This is a genomic window from Halapricum desulfuricans (assembly GCF_017094525.1).
Taxonomy (GTDB): Archaea; Halobacteriota; Halobacteria; order Halobacteriales; family Haloarculaceae; genus Halapricum; species Halapricum desulfuricans.
In genome coordinates, this window is sequence record NZ_CP064788.1 from 757,363 (window position 1) to 777,469 (window position 20,107).

A 20,107-nucleotide genomic window follows, 5' to 3' on the forward strand; every position below is an offset into this window, starting at 1 on the left:
AGCATGAGCGAGTCTACCCGCATCACGAAAAAAGGTCAGACGACGATTCCCAGGGACCTTCGCGAGAAGTACGACCTAGAGCCGGGTGACGAGGTCATCTGGATGGACACCGACGACGGCATCGTCGTCAAGAAGCGCACGCGGACCAGCGGGCGCGGGATGCTCGTTCCCGACGATACTGCCGAGGAGAAGCGCCAGGAAATCGCCGAGGAGTTGGGACAGCGTATCCGAAACTGTCGGGACCGCAACTACGAGGAGACCTGATAGTGATTACTGTACCGATTTACCGGTACGACCGCACTACTTCGTGCGGTCGACTCGGAACAGACGTACAGTAATCACTATGAGATGCCGACGTACACGGCCGACGCCGTCTCGCTGTTGGTCTATCTCGTCGATGCGCTCCCACAGCGAGCCGACCGAATTTTCGCCGAAGCCGAAGCGGGAGAAACGATCATTCAGGCACCGAGTACGCGCACGTCGTTGACGAGTTCAGTATTCACGACGGGCTGATCGTCGCCAGCCACCGAGTACGAGATACGGAGGCGATCATCACGACTGACGGGGCCATCGACGACGCGGGATACGAGACGCGCTGGGAGTGACGGCGACCGGATCACGTCTGTGATAGTGTCTCCTCGAGGCGATCCCCGATTCGGAGCGCGAGCGCCGCGATCGTCAGCGTCGGGTTCATCGCGCCCGCGCTGACGAAGACGCTGCTTGAGGCGATCCAGGCGTTGTCCAGGTCGTGGGTCCGACACTGCGAGTCGACGACGCTGGTCGCCGGGTTGTCGCCCATCCGGGTGGTCCCCATGTGGTGTGCGGCCGGCCCCGTCGAGTCCGGGCCGACGACCCACTCGATGTCGGCGTCGAGTTCCTCGAGGATCGACCGCTGGATCTCGGTCGCTCGCTCGACCGTGCGCCGGTCGCGGTCGCTGATCGACCAGTGGACCTCCGGGACGGGGTTGCCGTGATCGTCAGTGCGGGCGGGGTCGAGCGTGATCCGGTTGTCCGGTCTGGCCTCCTGCTGGACGAGGCCGGCGACTTCGAGCGTGTTCCCGTAGGTCTCCCGTAGCGTCGCCAGCAGGTCGTCGCCCCAGTGGTCGGCTTCCAGCGCGGTCGCGGCGGGCGGCCGGCCGGCGTAGTTCAGCAGCTCGAGCTTGATCGGCGGGTGGTCGTCGCTGTCGTAGAACTGGTGGCTCTCGGTGGTGATGAACTCGACGTGGTGTTGACGAGTGGGCCGGTCGACCGTTCCGCCGACGCGCGCGCCGAGGTGTTCCGTGAAGTACCGGCCGACCAGCCCCGAGGAGTTCGCCAGCCCCTCCGGGTAGTGATCGCTCTTAGAGAGCAACAGCAGTCGCGGGATCTCCACGCCGCCGGCGGCGAGCACGAACTGCCGCGCCGCCTGTCGGTGTTCGGTCCCGTCTGGCGTCGCGTACACGGCGGCCTGGATTCGATCGGCGTCGTGTTCGAGACGCTGGACCGGCGCGCGGTCAATCACGCGCGCGCCGCTGGCCTCGGCCCGCTCGACGTGCATCGGGGCGTCGTATTTCGCCCTGGTCGGACAGACCGGCTTGCACGTCCCGAAGCCCACGCACGCGCCGCGACCGTCGTACTCCTCGGAGTTGCGAGCGTTCGGTGCTGAATGGGTCGCGATCCCCAGGGACTCACAGGCCTCCGCGAAGATCGCGTCGCTGTGGGAGGGCGGGAACGGGGCCATCGGAAACGGCTCCTCGCGAGGCGGCCCGAACGGGTTGTCGTCGGCCCCGGCGACGCCCATCGCCCGTTCGGCCTGCGCGTAGTAGGGCTGGAGATCAGCGTAGTCGATCGGCCAGGGATCGCCGCCGTTTCGCCCGTCGAAGTCCCGCTCGTGCAGGCGGACGACCATCCCCTGCCAGGCCAGGGTCGTCCCGCCGACGCCTTTCACCCGGGTGCGATTCAGCGGGTAGTGGTCCGCTCCCGAGGAGGTGTAGGCGTCGCGCTGCCCGCCCACGTCCCACACCGACTGGGGTGCGTGTGCCGGCCGAAGCGACTGCTCCATGCGTCCGATCCGCCGCTCGCGGTCGAACCGCGGCCCGGCCTCCAGCACGACGACGTCGTAGCCCGCCGCCGCGAGGCGATGGGCCACGAGCGCCCCGGCCGGCCCGGCCCCGACGATACAGACGTCCGCGCGGTCGGACGGCGTTCGGTCGACTTCCATCCGCGACGGGTTTAGGCAACCCTAAATTTAGGCGTTTCCATTCGGGGCGGGGACTCAGTCGTTCCGTTGCTTGCCGTGTCCGGGCACGTTCACGCGTCCTGTCGGACGTCGTGCTCGAGCGTGCCGATCCCCTCGATCTCTATCTCGACGTGGTCGCCGTCGGTCAGCGGGCCGACGCCTTCGGGGGTCCCGGTCGCGATCACGTCGCCCGGCTCGAGTGTCATGTACGTCGTGATCTCGGCGATCAGCTCGGGGATCGAGAAGATGAAGTGCTCAATCGAGGAGGACTGTCTCGTCTCGCCGTTCACCCGGAGTTCGACGGCGGCGTCGTCGGGGATCTCCTCGGCCAGGACGGGGCCCATCGGGGCGGCGTTGTCGAAGGCCTTGCCCCGGACCCAGTTCTGTTCGCGCGACTGGTCGTCGCGGTTGGAGACATCGTTGAAGCAGGTGTACCCGCGGATCACGTCATCGGCGTCCTCGGGGTCGACGTCCTTGCACTGCTCGTCGATGACGACCGCGAGTTCGGCCTCGTGTTCGATCTGCTCTTTGCCCGCCGGGAGCGTGATCGTCGAGCCATGGCTGGCGACGGCGTTTGGTGGCTTGAGAAAGAGCAGCGGTCGGTCGGGGACGTCCTCGCCGCGTTCCTCGGCGTGTCTGGCGTAGTTGCGACCGACACAGACGATCTTCGTCGGCTCGGCGGGCGCGAGGACGTCCACCGCCTCGAGGTCGTGGGCGTCGTCGCCGAAGTGGACGTGGTCGTCGTGCAGGAGGCCGTTTCGCACAGTGCCCGCGGGATCGCGGAATCTGATGTCGTGCATACGCTCGCTATCGAGCGGCCGGGCAAAAGTCTGCGGGACCGACTGCTTTTGGCTGTCGGGGGTATACGGACGGCATGGACGAGACACTGGCGGCCCGGGTGCTTCCGGACCCCGACGAGGATTGGGCGAGTGCCGACCGGCGAACGGTCAGGTTGCTCGATCGGGACCGATACGAGCCGGTCGAGGTTCTGGTCGGGGATGGCGAGGAGTTGCGACCGGGGTATCTCATCGACGCGGACATCGAGTGGTCGGAGCCGGCCCGTCTCGAGGCGTTCTCGCTGCGACGGCCGACGCTGTATGCGTTTGCCGATGCGGTCGATCCCGTCTTCGAAGTCGCGCGGGACCTCTGGGAGACGGCGCGGGCGAACGGCGACGGCATGCACAGCAGCGTCACCAGAAACACCGACGGCGAGGTCAACGGCGTCTGCTACGTCTTCGCCGACGGCGGCGCTGGGGATCGCTTTCGGGAGTTCCGTGACGGGACGCGCCCGCTCGAGCCGCTCGTCGATCGCGTCAACGAACGCGAGGGCGCGGCACCGCGGGAGGTGTTCGTCCTCCGGCCGGACGACGGTGGCTACGTCGTGGTCACGATCGCGCTGACGAAAGGCGGGCACTTCGCCGAGACGCTCCGGGATACCTACGGGCTGGATCGGTCCGAGGGGTCGGTTGTGTGATTGTGGTGTTGGTGTTTTGGTGGTCGTCGCGAACTAACTCGGTGAAGATGTCTGCCATGACGGGTTCGACGTCAGTGATGGACCGTGAGAGGGTTGCCGAGACGGTGGACTCTCGAAGCCATACTGTCGCCAGACATCCTCGTTGTGGAGTCCCCACGCCATCGGACTAGGACCGAGGATATCGTGGTAGAAGCAGTGAAGGACCCCCTTCAGGAGTTCTGGGGCCCGTGAACCCGTGTTCGTCCCCACGGACCGGGGGAGAACACGGGATAGTCGGTGAGAAACGACAGATAGAGGTGTTCGAACAGTGCTGACGTCTCTGTTTCCAGTGCTTTGAAAAACTGTTCGGCTGTACCGTTGCTCGGCAGGACGAACTTACTGCTGGATACCTTAATTTCGACCTACCACTTTTTAGGAAGACTTCTACACCACGCCAACCGTGCAACAGGCTATGGAATTGTTTGATCGATGACTCTGTGAAATTGTGCCCGTGCTTCGCTTGATCCGATCAGGAGACCGACGAAATAGACGGCGGCGCCGAATACGACCAGAATGAGCGTTTCGATGTCCGTGAGTGGTTGTACTTGCTGGCGGATCCCCGTCACTGCAATAGCCATGACAATTGCACTGACGAATTGAACGGCGATAATATCCCAATCGATCGTGAACCCGACGACGCGACGGAGGACGCGCATAGCCAGGATCGCACTTAAGAGCATCGTCACTGCAGTGGCAACTGCCGCGCCGATGGCACCGAACTGGCTGACGAGCACGACGTTCAACGTGATATTTGCTAGGATGAAAATCATCGAGATACGGAACGTGGCGTCCGGACGATCTATTGCATTCAACGTCTGAAGTAGAAAGGTTTCGTATGATTGCCCGATTCGTCCGGCTGTCAATATCACCATGATTACGATCCCGCCCGCGAATTCTTCCCCGTATATGGCTAAAACATCCTCTCCGATGACCACTGCACCCATAAGTCCTGGAATCGCGAGCATACCTGCGAACGTAGTCGAGGTTCGAAGTATGTTCGCGATCTCCTCCATCTGTTCATTTTCCGCGTGTTTACTCAGGTACGGAAAGGTCACTTTCGCCATTGCTGACGGCAACAAAATAAAAGCGGCAGTGATTCGCCAAGATATCTCGTAGATTCCAATGACAGAATCCGTCACGAAGAAACCGAGTATTACTACGTCCATCCAGGAGTACGCGAAGGGTTTGATCGCGCTCAACCAAGCATATTTTCCATAATCGTAGAGTCGTTGAAAGTGTTTCCAAGCCGGACGGGAGAGATGGAGGGATATTAATCCAACTGTGGCGATGGTAATCACTCCAGCGGCAGCAATCTCACCTGCCAACAAGCCGAATAGTTTGTACCCGAGGAGTATGAGTGCTACCTGCAACCCAATCCGGAGCAGCTCCCAGGAACCCCCTACCAGAGCGGCAAGTTCAACCCGGTGTTCTGCACGTAACACGGCCCTGAAGAACGTCCCAAGCCCTTTTAATAATATCAGTCCCGCGACCAGAAACGTCCCATCGAATCCTAAATACCGGTTGACAGTCTCTCGGAAAAAGATTATACTTCCCAGCAAAAGACAGAGTATACAAAGCTGAATGAGCAGTCCGGCGGTGAAGAATTTGCCTTGATCCGTGTCTTCACTCACACGCTTTTGTACAGTTCCTCGGACACCTGCCGTCGGAATCATTACCCAGTTGACGACCGCGAGAGCCAGAAAATACTGGCCAAGAGTTGCTGATCCAAGCGTTCGGGCGAAATAAATCATGGCAACGAATCCCGCAACAGTCTGGAGTAATTCGATCCCGAACTGGAGTGCCGAAGAACGTGCGTGCTTAGCCATATTAAAACTCGATATATGCCTGCCAGATTTCGTCGGTAATCTTCTCGTGAGTCTGTTCGATGGGTCGGGTCGTATCGATGACAGTCACATCTTCACTCGCAAATCGGTGGAACAGTTCCCGTCGCGTACGGAGATACTCGATCGGTTCCTCGTCGATCCTGAGACGATCGAGCATTTCTTCTGTATCTTGTTTTCGCTCTTCTGCGACTTCCGCTGGAACGTCCATCAGAAACGTTGCGTCTGGTGTCGGTAACCACGATTCGATCAATGCGGCGGATCGATCCCAATATAACCCGTCGTATTCCATTTCGACGAGCTGGTCAAGAATGTAGCGATCGATCACAACGACCTCCCCTTTACGAAGAGATGGATAAATATATCTGAAAAAGAATACAATGTGATCAACAAGGAGAAAATATCCCCAGAGTCGTTGAATTAGTTTGCTTTTGTGATAGTCCTTTCGCCGCCACCCGAGCATGACGTAGAGGACGCCCATAAAGGGGTACGAGACGAACGGCCGCCACCTAGCCCAAACGTGCGTGGCATCAACTCCGTTTTCCTGTAGTTCGGAAACAACGGACTTTGCTTCTGTCGTCTTTCCAGACCCATCAATTCCGGAGAAACAAACAAGTGCTCCTCCAGTTCCGAACGGACCAGCGTTCCCTGTCTGACGAGTCGCTGCGGCGATCTCCCCTAGAGAATTCTTGTGAGTGGATGGATACCTGAATAGTTTGTAACTTATCGGGGCAACGAAGAGTAACCCGGGTACACCGATGAGGGCCAGCGGGAAAAAAAAGACACCCCCAACGAGGCTAAGGAGTGGGGGGAGGAGCAGTCCGAAAGCGATAATGTAATCCCGTATTCGAGTCATGTTTCTCCCAATAGGACTTTCGACGCCGCGGTCAAGTAATGCGACTGGAAATCCTTCCACGTCTCTCGCGGTGATAGTTGCCTTCTAGCTCGCGGGATGTGATGTCCAGATGAAACTATTGTCGGCAGCCAGGTGGGAAATTCGATCGGGAACGAACGTGGTCGGTTGCGCTTCCACCATCTGTGAATTAATGTAATAGCCCAGGTATTTGGGATTGAATCGAATACTGCGGCCGGAACACGTTGTCGATCGGTCGCGGCAAGATACTCGTCTAACAATAGGAGATATGCGTACAACCCGTCGAGACAGCCGTACTCACGGGCCGAATCGATCGCGATCGACCAGTCAATTTCGTCTGTCTCGACGATGATCTGCACCCCGTGCAACAGTTCCGCGAAAGTCACCGACAGATGAGAGTAGGCATGTGTGGCGACGAGATAAAGATCATCGGCCGGGGCCGGCGTCCGTTCACCACAGGGATCCGCTCGTTCGACGACTGCTTCCGCATCACAGACGACCTTTCGAATCCACATGGCGTCGGGATAAATGTCTACGGGTCGTGGATCCTCGGCCGATTGCTTGGCCATAACCTTGCGGGGATGTGCCAACAGTCGGAACCGGTAAAACTCGAACCCTTCGTCTGCGAGTACTTTAGCTGCGGCAGCCTGTTCGCTGGGGTCCGGGATGAGGAGATCAACGTCGCTCATCATCGCCATAGGCGTCCGGAGGTTTTTCATCGATGCGTAGGAGACACCAGCGTCGTTCAGAAGAGAGCAGATCCACTCGACGCGTTCGGCTCTCTCCTGGCGGTGTGATCGGTCCTTTGCTGCCTCTTGGAATCCTTGAAAACGATCAGAAATGTGCTCTCGCGACAGTTTGTTTTGCTGTAGATCGTTTGCAAGATCTTGTATCTTGTCTGGAGAAACTCTCAAGTTTACCCGGGAATCCACGAGAGCCATAAGCTTCAGTGATTCCTGGGCATACGGGAAAGTATCTTCCGATTGTATCGATAGTGACGGTCGCTCCATTATTACTAGTTTATAGAAGGTTTCTTCAGAGATAACCGAGGTCGTTCAATCGCTGTTCGAGTTGTGGATTCTCGATTGTATCACTTTCTCTCCGTTCGGCATGGTCTGTACGGTGGCTCACACGCCACTCAGCGAGTTTTGCTCGGAGCCTATTGGCTATTTTCGGTTCGTCCTCAATTAGGTTGTTGGTTTCATCCGGATCGTTCTGCAGATCGTATAGTTCTTCTTCTCCACCGTGGATGACGTGACAGCCATTCGTCTTTAGCTGCCATTCGTCTTTAGCTACTTGACTTCGCACGTTAGACGAACATCCCATTGATTTGTTGCATTAGCCCGTCGATGCTGCGGTTCGGACTGGTCAGTGCCCACGAGAGAAGGTTCTGAACGCTTTCACGGAAGGATCGTTTGACGTCGTTTCGGAGTGAACTTGCGTGTCCGAGAATCGTTCCAAAGGCGCTGTGTGCAGCACCGAACTTGAGGAGACTGTAGGCCAGCATCAGCAGGTGCCAGGCCGCAACAAGACCTGTGACGTAGGTTTTGGCATGATGTTTCTGCCGTGTTGAGAAACACTCGAACTGGTCGATTGGTTCAGTACACGACAGGAACGACGTTATCGGCAGCATCCACGGTTCACACGCTCTATACGCGCTCAAACGAGATAACGTGCGAAGTCAAGTAGTTAAAGACGGATGCTCAGCGATGTCATGGTGTCTGGTCTCGCGGTGTTCGGTGTCGAAACCCATCTGGCGTATGTCGCGACGATCAGCGGCGGCCGAAGCGAACAATTGCCCCCGAGTCAGTGGCCGACAGGACAGTACGAGCCACTGTTCGCGTTCGGTGAGTTCGATATGGTCGTTCGTGGCATCACTATCGTCGGTGTCGTCGCGCTCGCCGTGCTGGCCCGCTGGTCGGACGCCGAACACACCGACCGACTCGTGTTCGTCCTCGGACTGGTGACGATGGTGATCGTCACTCCCAGCCCCAACATCCACGTCCTCAACGTGCTGATCCCGGTCTAACTCCTGATGGCGGTCCACGAACTCGGCCGCGAGCGTCCCCGGATCGCACTCCTCGGCGTCTCTCTCGTGCTCGTACAGGTCGACCACCGTGCGATCGAGGCGATCACGAAACTCGGTCCGGAACTCCTTCTGGGGATCGAACGACACTTCTGGCTGATCGGCTGGCTCCAGCCTTCGGTCTACGGCGTCGCACTCCTCTTTGGGCTGATTGTCGTCCGACTGTTTCAGACGATCGACGTCTCGACTGACCTTGACCTGCCCGCCTGAAGCTCTGGTCGTCACTCGGTGGCCGAGAAGGCGACGCGGTACCGTTCGCCTCCGTTCACAATCGCGGTGAGGGCCGTCGGCCACATCAACACCGGATCGAGGAGGTCCACTCGTGGCGTATCGATTCCGCGGTCCGCAAGCCAGTACCGCAAAGAGTTTCGGAGTGCCCGTGGTGACCCGGAGTGTTCGATCTCGTCAGTCCGAAATCCTCCTGCCTCGAAAAACGACTGGAGTGCCTCTGGTGGCCAGTTGAAGACGTGCCGGGGAACTTCTCGTTCACACCAGTACTCGCCGAACACGCGTGCCGCGATCGACGCTGGATTGGGTACTTCGATCACGACGGACCCGTTCGGTCTGAGAATCCGATGGACTTCCTGTCGGTATCCGATCGGGTCGGCGACGTGTTCGAAGGAGTGTTCGAAACAGACCACATCGAAGGCATCGTCAGGATAGGAGCAATCGGGGAGTCGTCCGATGTCGATGTCGTAGCCTCGGTCTGCCGCCACACGAGCGGCATCGCTAGACACGTCACACCCGGTCACGTCATACCCGAGTTCGTCGAGGTCTGCGAGCAGTTCACCACTGCCACAGCCGACGTCGAGGACGGTTCCACTTTCGGCGATCTGATTGACGAACTCACTCAGATCGTCGAATCCCACCGCCTGATCGATCGTCGAGAGGAAGCGCCCGTACACGCGTTGGAGCCCTGACTGGGATGCTGACTGGTGGCTGTGTGGCGTGTACGTCGAGGGATAGAACTCATCCAGGTCTGCATCGCCGATCAGGGTCCGCTCCAGCCCGCAGATCTCACATTTCAGCACTTCGAAGCGGTCGTCCGGTGTCGTGTCGTACCGACGGTCGAGTGCAGTAGTGAATTCATCCATCTCGACAGAACAGACCGGACAGGTCGGAGCCTTGGGGGTGTCCATCTGTGACAGTAATCACCCTGGTCAAATATATCCCATTGCATCGAGGCGCTCCTCAGTCGCACGATCGACGCCTCGGTGCTCGCGACCGGTCGTATCGAGCGCTCGGTCGGTGATCCGATCGACGACCGATGCCGAATCGCCTCCAACGATACCGTCGTCACTCTGGTACGTATATGACCCAGAGTGGTCGACGTATCCAGCCAGTCCCTCGTCGTACCGGTCGACCGTCTCTACTGCAACTCCTGCATCGAGCAGGGTGTTCCGTCTGGCGGGCAACAAGCCGTGATATTCGGTGTAGTGGCCCCCGGATGCGTCGTCGGTCGGTATGCTCTCCCGATCGTTTCCCGAGAGTAGTCGAACTAGCCCGTTCACGTCCCGGAGGGAGATCGGCTCCGGAACACGCTCGTCCATCCCAGAGACGACGAGCGGAATCTGCGTCAACTCCGGATAGAGCCCGTATTCGTGGGCCCAATGTCCGTATTCTCCGAGGAGTTCCCCGTGATCGCTAGTAGTAATGACGTATTCGAACTCCCGATCGAGCAGATCGAACATCTGCCGATAGCTCTCGCTCAGGTACTCGACGGCATCGTAATAGGCAGTTCGGTGGGCTTCGACCGACGGATCACCCGTTAGGGCGTCCACGAGGCCTGTGACCGAGGCGACCGTGCCGCGTTCCTGGTTCACTGGTGTATCGTACGGAGAGTGTGTTGTCGTGACGTTCACGAAGAGAAATTCGCCCGAGGAATCGAATGAGAGTCTTTCGAGACATTTGATCGCCCCGACGATGTCGCTTTCGACCCGATTGGGACCGAGCGGGCCGTCCGCATCAAGGGCCAGCCGTCCGCCACGCGCCAGGGTCCTGATGGTCGACTCCTCGGCGGTAATCGCCTCCCGGACTGCCCAGGCGTACCGGCCTGGGCCAGGGTCGTGTTCGTACAGGAACGCCCGCCAGTCGAATGCGTTTCGGGGACGGAACCGATTATCGAATCCCAGTTGGCGGGCGTGCAGAATAGTTAGCACGGCTCTACTGGCTGATCAGTGATTCTGGAGGATCGATAGGAACTCTCTCGGAGATGAGGCAGGGACAGTGAGATGTGTCAACCACTACCCTGCCACACCAAGGTACGATCACAGAGGTCTTGAAATCACTGGAAACCGAGATAACAGCACTGTTCGAACATCTTGATCTCCAGTTTCTCTATAAATTCCCCGTGTTCGCCCCCGATCCGCGGGGGCGAACGCGGGATTTCCATCCACCTGAACTGTTTCGAGGATTGCTTCACTGCTTCTACAACAGCATCTACGAACCAGAAGCGATGGCGCAAGAACTCACCAACGATGATGTCTGGCGTGTCTGTGAGTTCAAGCGACCGCCGTCACGGCGGACGATTGGCCGGTTTATCGACGATCTTTCTGGTGTCGTTGAGGAAGTCTTCTCACGAATTCTTCAGCAGGTGCTTGTTCGGGTTGAGCTGGGTTCTTGCTTCCGGATTGACGGCACCGATGTCCGGGCGCCTCGCCCGGACGAGGATGCCTCGTGGAACTACGACAGTACAGCTGAGGAGACGTACTACGGCTACGGTTGCTGTCTTGTGACGACCGACAACAACATCCCGATTGCCGCAGAGTTCACAGATGAGAAATCCGTGGACAAAGAGACGGCGAGGCGCATCACACAGGATCGTTACTTCCCGAACGAGTCGAGAGGATGCTGCCTGAACGCCGCGAAACAATCACTTTCTGTATGATTTGGCGGTCAGTCTCGGCTGCTACCGCTGCGTAGATCAAGACAAGTCTAATTCACCACTCCAAACAGACGATCTCACCCGGACTTCGACGGTCTCTGCCGACAGCTGGTGCTCACCGCCCAACGAATAGGCTGTGGGCTGACCCCAGTCAGCCCGCTGCCGTTGCCTGTGACGCTGGCACACCAACCCCGTTCGCTTTGATCTTCCACCGGCGGTGTAACTCCTCTTCCAGTTCGTGCCGAATCCAGTCACAGAACGTCTTGAACGTGAACTCCTCGGGCAGGTCGCGCCCGCCCCGCCGCGGGCGGGCGACGACCGCCCACCTCAGCACGAGCCACAGGTTCTCCAGCAGTGCCGCGACGAGCATAATCGCAAACCGCACGATTGGATCACGTGTCGTCGTGATCCCGCGTGCTTGCCGCAGCAAGCGATAGGTTGTTTCAATGCCTGACCGCTTCCTGTAGAGGCGTTCGACCTGCTTGGCCGAGCGATCAGTAACGCCGCACGCGACGTAGCCACGGACAACCTCACCGTGCTTGCCGCGATCACCGTTTTGGTAGGAGACAGCGACCGCGAGCGGGAAGCGCAGTTCCCGCTCGCTGTCTTTGTACATACGATAGGTCGTCATGTACGACTTGTGGACGTCGAGTTTGTCCTTCATGCGTTCGCCCTTCTTGGGCACGTGAACGACCGTTGCGGCGATATCACGAGCACGGCGGATGACGCGTTCGTTGTAGAATCCGCTGTCGGCAAGCAGCAGGTCGATCTCGAAGGGGTAGTTCTCGACGCGGGCGAGCACGCGCTCGACCGCGTCAGCCTCATCTTCGTCACTGCGGACATACGTCATCGCCAGCGTCACCGGCTTCTTGTTGGAGACGACGTAGGCCGTGCAATAGCGGTGGCAGGTAGTTGTCCCGTCCTTGGGAGCCATCGAGCAGAGTTCGCCGTCGTCGGCGTAGTGCTCGCCATGATAGGGGTTATCGATGAAGTCGATGGAGACGATTCTCGACCGGTCAGGGTCGAGAATCGTCATGGCGAGGCGTCCGAGCAGACGGTTAGCGACGAACTCGAGCCACGCTCGGTCGAGCGTATGGAGCCATGTGAAGACAGTGTCGTCACACGGCGTTCCGTTGGTGTCGTTGCAGGTTTCCCAGATTGAGGTCTGGTTGACGCAAGCCAAGATGACGACGAGCCAGATGTCGCCGGGGTCGAGGGGGCTCCCCTCGACACCCGGCAACGGGAGTGGAGTAATGACTTCTTCCGCTACGTCTTTCACGTCCGATGCCGAAAGGTAACCGTCTGGATCGGGGATCTTGAACACATCCAGATCCAGACACTTTCTCGTTGTTAACTCGGCGATTCAATTCCGCTGATTACGCCGGTTGGGAAGTACCGAGGATGCGCTCGCCGTCAAACTGCCAGTCACGTTCGTTGGTGACGCAGAGTTCGATATGTTGGACTGGCACGACGACCTGATTGAAGCAGGTGTCGTGCCAGTGGTTCCGTACAATCCACGGAACACAAATGATCCACCGGATATCGAGTACCGCATCCAGAAACGAATCAAGGAGCATAGCGACACTGTCCGCGTCTGGGAAAAGCAGCTTGAGGATACCTACGATAACCGGTCACAGGTCGAAACAGCAATTGGCGTGTGCAAGGATCTCGGCCTCGGGACTCCGAAAGTCCGAGGCCGAGAACGGGCAAAAACTCACGTCTTCGTCGCTCTCTGTCTCCGTTTGGCTGTTGTCATCGCTAACCACGAACGAGGAGGTGACATCGCAAGTCCGATTGTTGAGCTATGAGAACCCTTCTGCACGCCCGCCATCCCAGTTCGTAAAATTCGTCGAACCCACGATCGAAGTCGAACGCGCTCGACACGTGGACGTTGGCACTGATTCCTCGCGTCCGGTACTCCTCGGCCTGGAGACTCTCGGCGAGTGTCGGTGCATCGTGATCGAGCACTTTCCGTTTGGCATGCGTCTCGACTGTCGATGGGTACTCCCCGGTGAACAGACTCGCGTGGGCGGGGACGGTCCAGTTCGACGTCGACCAGGCTTGCTCGTACCGTGTCCCCGGGAGCCAATCGAAGTACTCGTCGAAGGCGTCCTTGCGAAGGGTATCGAGGACGACGATGGCGATATTGGGTCCAGCGCTCGACGTCATCGATCCGTGAGTGAGGACTGCTTGATCACCTGGGCGATCTCTTTGCGCTGGTCTCGCTCGCGGACCGGCCGTTCGGCGGGATCGCTCCCCGGCGCGAAGATATCCCGACGAACGTCACCGTCGATCGCGTCGGCTACTGGCAGGCCCATCGCGTGCAACACCGTCGGAGCCACGTCGAAGATCTCCAGGTCGGCCGACGCTCCGGCTTGAACGTCAGGGCCCGACGCGATAAATATGCCGGGCTTGGCGTGAACACTCCAGCGGCCTTCCAGGTCGGTCGTGTTCCAGCAGTCGGACGCATACGCGGGACTCACGAAGCCATCGTCTCTGGGCAACAACAATATGTCGGGTACCTCGTCGTCGTCGCGTGGCGGTGAATTCGACTCGTAGAGTTCTTCGGGTCGATACGCGTCGACGAGCACCGGATCGCCGGTTTCGGGCGAGGTGATCGAGCACAGTTGCTCCATCAGGTCCGTGCGGAAGGTCTCGTACCGCGATCCCAGCCGGTCGGCATTGAGGAAAATCCCTCCGCCGTACATGACCGCATCGCTATCGTCCCAGACGATTCGCTCTGAGAGCTGATCAACGCCGATCTCACCGCGAGGGTTGGGGACTTTCCGACGGGTCTCGTCGGGGACGACCGTTCGCACGACCCCCATCAAGTGGAGGCGGTCGAGCCATGATGCCAGTGTCTGTGTGTCGAGTGATAGCTTCTCGAACAGCCCCGACGCCCCACCGGCTTCGAGGGTAAGGTGTCCTTCGCGTTCGAGCCACCGATTCAAATAGAAGATTCCGGTGTCGAGACTCTCGAAGCCGTGATCGGAGACGACAAAGACGTTCGTGTCGTCGATTCGATCGAGGAGTTTGCCCAGTTCACGATCGACGTACTCCCACATCTCGTGGAGAATCTCCGGCTGATTCCAGAAGAAATGCTGGTAGGTATCGGTGTAGTACATCGTCAACTGCAGGAAATCAAGATCGAGTTCGTCGACGGCGAACGTCGCGAGATCAAACCGGCTCTGCATGATCGAGCGGATCTGCTCGCGGGCGTCAGTTGTGTCGTCGGCGAGCAGTTCCGTGTGGACAGGAAATTCGACTTCCGGCCGATAGTCAAACTCGCGCTGCAGGCCCCCCTTAAGCTCAGGCGGGTAGACCCAGTCCTCGCCGCCAATGACGTAGCCCGCCGTCATGAATCCATTGATCTCAGAGGCGGGATAGGTGGTCGGCATGTTGATCGAGGCGGCAGTTCGGCCCGCTTCGGAAACGTAGTTCCAGATTTCGGGAGCCGACGTCGACGCGGGTTCGAGGTCACCCTCCTGAAAGCTGAGGAAGCTGTGAAACCCAAGTTTCGTCGGGTGCTGGCCGGTCGAGTAACACTTCCAGGCAGGGTACGTCGCCGGCGGGACTGTCGAGTCGAGCGTGCCCGACACGCCGTTCTCGATGAGTCCGGCGAGCGTGGGGAGTCGTCCCTCCTCGATGAGACCCGAGAGAACGTTGTACGTCGCCCCATCGAGACCGATTACGAGCGCGTCCATCGGTTTCGAGTTTCTGTTACGAGAGTCAAAAACGTTCGTATCTCACTCTAGGTAGCCCAGGTCTCGGAGTTTGTCCATCACTTCGTCCTGATCGCCCGCGGTCGCGTCCGCCCGTCCCTCGAACTGGTCGAGGATTTCACTCAGTGCAAATGTGGCGTACTCGTCGACTGAGTCGAAGGACTCGGGATCGCGATGGTCATCGATACGATCGTGGAGATCGTCCGGGATCGTGACTGTCGCCATGATTGAGTGCGCTCTCTCAAGCGGCAAATCCGTTTCGATCGCCGCCCCCGGCCGTTTCGACCCGTCACCGCACTGCCTCGACGTAGTCCGCGACGCCGTCGGCGAACAACTCTTGGACGCGGACGTCCGCTAACGCCTCGGAGAGGATCGTCCGTCGTCGCTTTTTTAGGATCGAGGGGTGGACGCGATGGTCGCCAGCGGCGAACGCGTACAGCGAGAGGTGATACTCCGTGGGATCGAGTTCCATGTCCGTCCCGGTCGCGATGCGGGCGGTCGCGTCGTCGGTCGCCAGCGTCCGCATCTTGGCGGTCCGGCCGCCGTTCAGGACGAACACGCGACCGATCGGGGCGCGATCGACCACGCTCTCGGCGACTGCCTCGGGGGGCAGATTCTCCGAGAGGTCGATCGAGAACGTGTGTAACAGTGCCGCTGAGAGCAGTTCCGAACGCCCGATCAAGCGCTTAAGCCGGACGCGCCGTCGAGCCCCTGCGGGAAGTTGGGTATCCTCAACGGCCGTTCCGGGGAACACGCCGAGTGTGGCCGGCCAGCCGTAAACTGTCCCCGACGCGTCGATCAAACAGATGTTGTCGCCCATGTATCCCAGATTGGCCGACTCGCGAAGCAACGTCAGTATCGTCGAGGTCTTTCCCATCCGCCCCATTGAGGTCAGCACTGTTGCGCGACCGTTCTCGACGATTGCCCCGGCATGTATCAGCGCGACACCGGCATCGAGTAGCGCAGCCGTTAGGATGCCTTCGACGATGTCACCGATTCCCGACTGGTCGCGGAATGCCGGCGTGAACAAGACCCGTGTCCGATCAGCTCCGAGGCCCGAAATTTCGAGAGCGACTGGCTTGCGGGTCGGAGTCGAGGGGTAGCGGACGGTCAGCGTGTCACCTTCGATCCAAAAGCGGTGACTTGCGAGTCGACGGGCGTTCGCGGGCGGTGAGGGTGACCAGTCAGTCCGGCACTCGATCTCGATCACGCGGTCGGCAGCTCCGGACCCGCCGGCGAAGGCGTCGGGGATCGGCAGATCGGTGTTCGTCCTGACGCTCACGAAGTCGTGGATGTCGTAGGTCTCAGTTGCGTGCATGGGTTTGGGCGTGTTCATAGATCTCGACGAGTCTGTCGGCGGCCGCCGAGGGGCTGTATCGCTCGCGGATCGTCCGGCGAGCCGCCCTCCCGAGACGCTCGCACGCCCCGGAGTCGGATCGCAACGTCTGGAGGCGGTCGACAAGCGCCGACGGATCGCCAGGCTGAATGAGATACCCGTTCTCGGCATCGACGACGGCCTCGCCCATTGAGAGCGTATCGGTCGCGACGACAGGCCGACCGCTAGCCATCGCCTCCAGTAGCGTCAGCGGCGGATCGATCGCTGGAGCTCCCTCGACGCCCAACTCACGGAACGGGAACGTCCAGACATCGGCGGCAGCGTATGCGGCACGTTTCTCGGCATCGGAGAGGTTACCGGTGTGGACTGTTAGATGCTCTAGGTCGCGCACGTCGCGATCTTCAATCTGTTTTGTTACGACGAAGCCTTCAACGCTCGCGTTGGCGGCAAACGAATCTAATGCTTCCGCGACTGTATAGGGGAATCGCGACTCGTTGACGTTGCCAAAATAGCCCGCGACGAACGCGTCGTCCGGAAGATCGAACTGGTCGCGCGCAGCTGACTGATCTATATCGCCGAAGCGGTCGAGGAAGATCGGTGGGTCGATCCCGTGGCAGTTTGCCGCGGGAACGCCAATCGATTCGAGCGCTGTGAGATCGGCATCGGTCGTCGAGACGTACGCGTCGACCCGACTGGGCGTGTCCAGTGCCTCCAGCAGTCGACCGTGTTCGATGCCACCGAACGTTTGGGCGACGACGGCCGCGTCGCCGACGAGATCGTTCAATAACGAAAAGAGACTGTGGCTCGCGAATCCGAGATGGAGGACGTCGGGGTCATCTCGAGCGAGCCGTTTGCCGACCCGCCAAGCTAGACGGGCGAACATCACTGCATCCCGATTGTACCGGTAGCCACCGAGGGCCTCAACGAGATCGCCGAGTCTGGACTCATGGGCATATTCCATTTTGAACTCCCTCACAGGTGTCGCCCCGCGACGAATCGTCGAGACGCCGCGCACCTCGATGGGATAATTTGCGAGCGCTCGCATCTGATCACGGGTCAACACCCGGGTCCCCTCGCTCCATGGGGGATGCAAGCCGTACCCGACCACACAGACATCTGCCACGCTCATCGGACGAGCCGGGTCTTGAGCCCGAACAACGTACCCATCACGCGCATGTACCAGGCGCGCAACGGGTGATACTTGTAAGCGGCCATCGCGGCGTCGCGCTGTCGCTTCGACCTGTCGCGGTTGTCCAGTGCCGTCCGATAGGCCTTAGGTGCTGTCACGGGTTCGTTCCCGCGGAGGCGCTTGTTGACTGTCACTGATTGGGGCAAAACGACTGTTCTGACGCGCCCTTCGCGGTAGTACTCGCAGGTCTTGCGCTCGGCAGTTGAGGCCGACCAGTCGGGCCGGAACTCGTTGTGGCGCGTTTCGTGAGATCGAACCGTCAGCTCGGTCGCCGGCACCTGCACACCGATGTCGGCGAGATGGGCGTTGAGGTGCTCGACGAACGCGAAACAGGCGGTAACGGCGTCTTGCAGCCGCTCGACCAGCAGCGTCTCTCGATCCGGCCGGTCCAACTCGAACCACCGCTCCCGGAGGTCGGTGATCGACGCGTCGAATGCGTCAAGCGTCGGCGTCTCGCGCTCGGTGATTTCCGAAAACAGCATCATATCGTTGCGCAGCGAATTCATACGGTGGACTGCGAACCGTGTGTCCAGATCGACCGCAAACTGCTCGGCTATCGGCCCGGGGACGAGCAGGTCGAACGCGTCGCTCAGAACGATATTAAGACGGTGGTGATCAACCGACGGGCCCGGGAACAAGAGTAGTTCGAGGAACTCCATCGGGTAGGTCGTCATCACCGAGTCGACTAGGTATACCAAGTAGTTGAACCGGTCTTGATTCTTTTGGTAATCGAGAGATTCACCGTAGTGATGTTGGAGGTCTTTGGGCATCGGGAGGACGTTGTAGTACTCGGGAAATGCCGATCGGGTGAGCACTTCGGGCCCGTGGAAGAAATAATACTCGTCGGTCTTCGCGGCTTCGATCCCCTCACGCAGTGCCGCCGGATCGTCGACTTCGTCCTCAACGACGACAATCAGGTCAATGTCGGAGATACCTGGCCTTGAGATCCCTCCCGTCCCGGACTCGTACACAGAGACGACGCCCGGAACATCGGCGATACGTTCGAGAAACGTCTCACGGGCCTCTTCGTAGGCTTTTGGTGGCTCGTATCGCGGGTGGTCGTAGAACGCGTAGGTCAGATCGGCCGAGACCGCTTGGACGGCTTCGGAGGCGATACGACCGTTGTTTATCATCGAGACCACTCCTCGAACCGCTCGAACAGTCGATCCACGATATGCTCCCAGGTGAACTGTTCTTCGATGCGCCGGCGGAGCGCCGCCCCGGTGTCAGTCTCGAATCCTTCGGCAATGGCATCGGCGAGGTCCTCGGGGTCACCCGGCTCGGTGTAGATACCGTGCTCGCCGAGGACATCTGGTGCGCCCGCGACATCGGTCGCAACGACGGTCGACCCGCTTGCGGCCGCTTCGAGGACGTTGATCGGACACCCCTCTGAGAAAGCTGCTGAGACGGCCACGTCGGCGGTTTCGAACCATCCGAGTAGTTCCTCGCGAGGCACCCGTCCGGTCAGCGTCACCGCGTCCGCGACGCCGAGTTCGGCAATTCGGTCCTTGAGGTAGTCGGCGTAGCCCGCGTGGCCGTGGCCACCGACATGGACGACGTGTGCGTTTGGGTCGTGCTCGCGGAGCATCGGAGTAGCCTCAACGAGTGTGTGGACGCCCTTCCGGGGGATTGCACTGCCGACCGAGACTGCGACGGTCGCATCCTCCAGGCCGTAGGACGCGCGGACATCCTCAGCTGGGGTCTCCTGGTCGAACTCTGCGAGGCCGACGCCGTTGGGGATCGCGACCACCCGATCGGGGTCAATCCCCATCTCGGCGAGTTCGGGGACGGAGCGTTCGGCAACGGTGTGGACGTGATCGGCGAACCGGCTCCCGTACTTCTGGATCAGGTGATCGAGATAGACGCCCGTACAGTACTTCCACTTCTGGTCGAAAGATGGGTAGTCCCGAAAGGATCGGATCTCGTTGAGATATGTTCCGTGAGCAGTCTCAATCAACGGGGCGTCGACCTTCCCGAGCAGGTCGGCGAGCACGGGCAACATGATGTAGTTCCCGTGCATATGAATCAGATCGAACTCGTGGGTGTCGTCCAATTTTGACAGTGTCGGGAGCGCGCGAACGGCAAAGGCGAGGATGTTCAGCGGAAATAGCCGGTCGGTACGCTTAATTGTCCGGATTTCCACGTCGTCGGACAGCTCCGGAGACACGTCCGATTCCCGCTCTCGATCGGTGATGACCCAGTTTTCGATGCCCCGGTCATCGAGTTCATCGACGATATTGCGGGCGACGTATGGTACCCCGCCATGCCGGTTGAACGCCGGCGCAACTGTACAAACTTTCACAAACGCGTTTTTGCTGGGATTGATAAAAGAATTATTGTCTCGACTCTACACGATCACTCTGCTTTGCACGTTGAAGTAGGGAACGTGACGTAGGCGGTATCAAGAACAGATGAGAGAGATCACGGACTTCCCTAAAGCTAAC

Annotated in this window: 22 protein-coding genes; 7 read left to right on the plus strand and 15 right to left on the minus strand. The window is 59.6% G+C overall.

The window, feature by feature from the left end; genetic code table 11:
- Positions 1-3: 3 nt before the first annotated feature.
- On the plus strand, positions 4-264 hold the full coding sequence (locus HSR122_RS03885; protein WP_229111376.1) for an AbrB/MazE/SpoVT family DNA-binding domain-containing protein: 261 nt from the start codon (positions 4-6) through the stop codon (positions 262-264).
- An 84-nt stretch (positions 265-348) separates the two neighbouring features.
- A complete protein-coding gene (locus tag HSR122_RS03890) occupies positions 349-513 on the plus strand; it encodes a hypothetical protein (RefSeq protein WP_229111377.1) in 165 nt (54 codons plus the stop codon).
- A 103-nt stretch (positions 514-616) separates the two neighbouring features.
- On the opposite strand, the gene HSR122_RS03895 is transcribed toward HSR122_RS03890, so the two are convergent.
- Together HSR122_RS03895 and HSR122_RS03900 are read right to left on the minus strand one after the other, a co-directional pair.
- A complete protein-coding gene (locus HSR122_RS03895) occupies positions 617-2,200 on the minus strand; it encodes a GMC family oxidoreductase (protein WP_229111378.1) in 1,584 nt (527 codons plus the stop codon).
- An 89-nt stretch (positions 2,201-2,289) separates the two neighbouring features.
- Entirely contained in the window at positions 2,290-3,018 is a 729-nt protein-coding gene (locus HSR122_RS03900) for a fumarylacetoacetate hydrolase family protein (protein ID WP_229111379.1), read from the minus strand.
- Positions 3,019-3,092: 74 nt separating this feature from the next.
- Between HSR122_RS03900 and HSR122_RS03905 the strand changes: the two genes are divergently transcribed.
- On the plus strand, positions 3,093-3,692 hold the full coding sequence (locus tag HSR122_RS03905) for a DUF6663 family protein (RefSeq protein ID WP_229111380.1): 600 nt from the start codon (positions 3,093-3,095) through the stop codon (positions 3,690-3,692).
- Positions 3,693-4,141: 449 nt separating this feature from the next.
- On the opposite strand, the gene HSR122_RS03910 is transcribed toward HSR122_RS03905, so the two are convergent.
- The 3 genes from HSR122_RS03910 to HSR122_RS03920 are packed head-to-tail and all read right to left on the minus strand — an operon-like array spanning position 4,142 to position 7,387.
- Positions 4,142-5,557 carry a flippase gene (locus tag HSR122_RS03910; protein WP_229111381.1) on the minus strand — a complete coding sequence of 472 codons (1,416 nt, stop codon included), beginning with the start codon at positions 5,555-5,557 and terminating at the stop codon, positions 4,142-4,144.
- A gap of 1 nt (position 5,558) precedes the next feature.
- Complete coding sequence (locus tag HSR122_RS03915; RefSeq protein ID WP_229111382.1) at positions 5,559-6,428, minus strand: dTMP kinase; 870 nt, start codon at positions 6,426-6,428, stop codon at positions 5,559-5,561.
- On the minus strand, positions 6,425-7,387 hold the full coding sequence (locus tag HSR122_RS03920; protein WP_229111383.1) for a nucleotidyltransferase family protein: 963 nt from the start codon (positions 7,385-7,387) through the stop codon (positions 6,425-6,427). The genes HSR122_RS03915 and HSR122_RS03920 overlap by 4 nt, the downstream gene beginning before the upstream one ends.
- 776 nt (positions 7,388-8,163) lie before the next feature.
- Here HSR122_RS03920 and HSR122_RS03925 point away from each other — a divergent pair.
- A complete protein-coding gene (locus HSR122_RS03925; RefSeq protein ID WP_229111384.1) occupies positions 8,164-8,475 on the plus strand; it encodes a hypothetical protein in 312 nt (103 codons plus the stop codon).
- A gap of 6 nt (positions 8,476-8,481) precedes the next feature.
- Positions 8,482-8,742, plus strand: a complete 261-nt coding sequence (locus HSR122_RS03930; RefSeq protein ID WP_229111385.1) for a hypothetical protein — start codon at positions 8,482-8,484, stop codon at positions 8,740-8,742.
- Positions 8,743-8,753: 11 nt separating this feature from the next.
- Here the strand turns inward: HSR122_RS03930 and HSR122_RS03935 are convergent, their stop codons facing one another.
- Both HSR122_RS03935 and HSR122_RS03940 read right to left on the minus strand, forming a co-directional pair.
- Complete coding sequence (locus tag HSR122_RS03935) at positions 8,754-9,671, minus strand: class I SAM-dependent methyltransferase (protein ID WP_229111386.1); 918 nt, start codon at positions 9,669-9,671, stop codon at positions 8,754-8,756.
- 21 nt (positions 9,672-9,692) lie between these two features.
- On the minus strand, positions 9,693-10,691 hold the full coding sequence (locus tag HSR122_RS03940; protein WP_324254649.1) for a sulfatase-like hydrolase/transferase: 999 nt from the start codon (positions 10,689-10,691) through the stop codon (positions 9,693-9,695).
- Positions 10,692-10,765: 74 nt separating this feature from the next.
- Between HSR122_RS03940 and HSR122_RS03945 the strand changes: the two genes are divergently transcribed.
- A complete protein-coding gene (locus HSR122_RS03945; RefSeq protein WP_229111388.1) occupies positions 10,766-11,419 on the plus strand; it encodes a transposase in 654 nt (217 codons plus the stop codon).
- 148 nt (positions 11,420-11,567) lie between these two features.
- Here HSR122_RS03945 and HSR122_RS03950 read toward each other — a convergent pair whose 3' ends face one another.
- On the minus strand, positions 11,568-12,740 hold the full coding sequence (locus tag HSR122_RS03950) for an ISH3 family transposase (protein WP_229111389.1): 1,173 nt from the start codon (positions 12,738-12,740) through the stop codon (positions 11,568-11,570).
- Between the two features lie 61 nt (positions 12,741-12,801).
- On the opposite strand from HSR122_RS03950, the gene HSR122_RS03955 reads away from it, so the two are divergent.
- Positions 12,802-13,224: a transposase gene (locus HSR122_RS03955; protein ID WP_229111390.1), complete on the plus strand. Its 423-nt coding sequence runs from the start codon at positions 12,802-12,804 to the stop codon at positions 13,222-13,224.
- Here the strand turns inward: HSR122_RS03955 and HSR122_RS03960 are convergent.
- From HSR122_RS03960 to HSR122_RS03990, 7 genes are all read right to left on the minus strand, one after another.
- Complete coding sequence (locus HSR122_RS03960) at positions 13,175-13,585, minus strand: sulfatase-like hydrolase/transferase (RefSeq protein ID WP_229111391.1); 411 nt, start codon at positions 13,583-13,585, stop codon at positions 13,175-13,177. The genes HSR122_RS03955 and HSR122_RS03960 overlap by 50 nt on opposite strands.
- Positions 13,582-15,120, minus strand: coding sequence for an alkaline phosphatase family protein (locus HSR122_RS03965; protein WP_229111392.1), 1,539 nt, complete (start codon positions 15,118-15,120; stop codon positions 13,582-13,584). The genes HSR122_RS03960 and HSR122_RS03965 overlap by 4 nt, the downstream gene beginning before the upstream one ends.
- 42 nt (positions 15,121-15,162) lie before the next feature.
- Positions 15,163-15,363, minus strand: a complete 201-nt coding sequence (locus HSR122_RS03970) for a CopG family transcriptional regulator (protein WP_229111393.1) — start codon at positions 15,361-15,363, stop codon at positions 15,163-15,165.
- Between the two features lie 64 nt (positions 15,364-15,427).
- The gene (locus HSR122_RS03975) at positions 15,428-16,456 is read right to left on the minus strand and encodes a hypothetical protein (RefSeq protein WP_229111394.1); all 1,029 of its coding nucleotides are present in this window, start codon (positions 16,454-16,456) and stop codon (positions 15,428-15,430) included.
- Positions 16,443-17,603, minus strand: a complete 1,161-nt coding sequence (locus HSR122_RS03980; protein WP_229111395.1) for a glycosyltransferase family 4 protein — start codon at positions 17,601-17,603, stop codon at positions 16,443-16,445. Before HSR122_RS03980 ends, HSR122_RS03975 begins: the two co-directional genes overlap by 14 nt.
- Positions 17,600-18,796: a hypothetical protein gene (locus HSR122_RS03985; RefSeq protein WP_229111396.1), complete on the minus strand. Its 1,197-nt coding sequence runs from the start codon at positions 18,794-18,796 to the stop codon at positions 17,600-17,602. Before HSR122_RS03985 ends, HSR122_RS03980 begins: the two co-directional genes overlap by 4 nt.
- Entirely contained in the window at positions 18,793-19,965 is a 1,173-nt protein-coding gene (locus HSR122_RS03990; RefSeq protein ID WP_229111397.1) for a glycosyltransferase family 4 protein, read from the minus strand. Before HSR122_RS03990 ends, HSR122_RS03985 begins: the two co-directional genes overlap by 4 nt.
- Between the last annotated feature and the right edge of the window lie 142 nt (positions 19,966-20,107).

Bases quoted from the DNA above. Each gene is read 5' to 3' on its own strand.
- HSR122_RS03885 (WP_229111376.1), top strand. From the start codon at position 4: ATGAGCGAGTCTACCCGCATCACGAAAAAAGGTCAGACGACGATTCCC.
- HSR122_RS03890 (WP_229111377.1), top strand. From the start codon at position 349: ATGCCGACGTACACGGCCGACGCCGTCTCGCTGTTGGTCTATCTCGTC.
- HSR122_RS03895 (WP_229111378.1), bottom strand. From the start codon at position 2,200: ATGGAAGTCGACCGAACGCCGTCCGACCGCGCGGACGTCTGTATCGTC.
- HSR122_RS03900 (WP_229111379.1), bottom strand. From the start codon at position 3,018: ATGCACGACATCAGATTCCGCGATCCCGCGGGCACTGTGCGAAACGGC.
- HSR122_RS03905 (WP_229111380.1), top strand. From the start codon at position 3,093: ATGGACGAGACACTGGCGGCCCGGGTGCTTCCGGACCCCGACGAGGAT.
- HSR122_RS03910 (WP_229111381.1), bottom strand. From the start codon at position 5,557: ATGGCTAAGCACGCACGTTCTTCGGCACTCCAGTTCGGGATCGAATTA.
- HSR122_RS03915 (WP_229111382.1), bottom strand. From the start codon at position 6,428: ATGACTCGAATACGGGATTACATTATCGCTTTCGGACTGCTCCTCCCC.
- HSR122_RS03920 (WP_229111383.1), bottom strand. From the start codon at position 7,387: ATGGCTCTCGTGGATTCCCGGGTAAACTTGAGAGTTTCTCCAGACAAG.
- HSR122_RS03930 (WP_229111385.1), top strand. From the start codon at position 8,482: ATGGCGGTCCACGAACTCGGCCGCGAGCGTCCCCGGATCGCACTCCTC.
- HSR122_RS03935 (WP_229111386.1), bottom strand. From the start codon at position 9,671: ATGGACACCCCCAAGGCTCCGACCTGTCCGGTCTGTTCTGTCGAGATG.
- HSR122_RS03960 (WP_229111391.1), bottom strand. From the start codon at position 13,585: ATGACGTCGAGCGCTGGACCCAATATCGCCATCGTCGTCCTCGATACC.
- HSR122_RS03965 (WP_229111392.1), bottom strand. From the start codon at position 15,120: ATGGACGCGCTCGTAATCGGTCTCGATGGGGCGACGTACAACGTTCTC.
- HSR122_RS03970 (WP_229111393.1), bottom strand. From the start codon at position 15,363: ATGGCGACAGTCACGATCCCGGACGATCTCCACGATCGTATCGATGAC.
- HSR122_RS03975 (WP_229111394.1), bottom strand. From the start codon at position 16,456: ATGCACGCAACTGAGACCTACGACATCCACGACTTCGTGAGCGTCAGG.
- HSR122_RS03980 (WP_229111395.1), bottom strand. From the start codon at position 17,603: ATGAGCGTGGCAGATGTCTGTGTGGTCGGGTACGGCTTGCATCCCCCA.
- HSR122_RS03985 (WP_229111396.1), bottom strand. From the start codon at position 18,796: ATGATAAACAACGGTCGTATCGCCTCCGAAGCCGTCCAAGCGGTCTCG.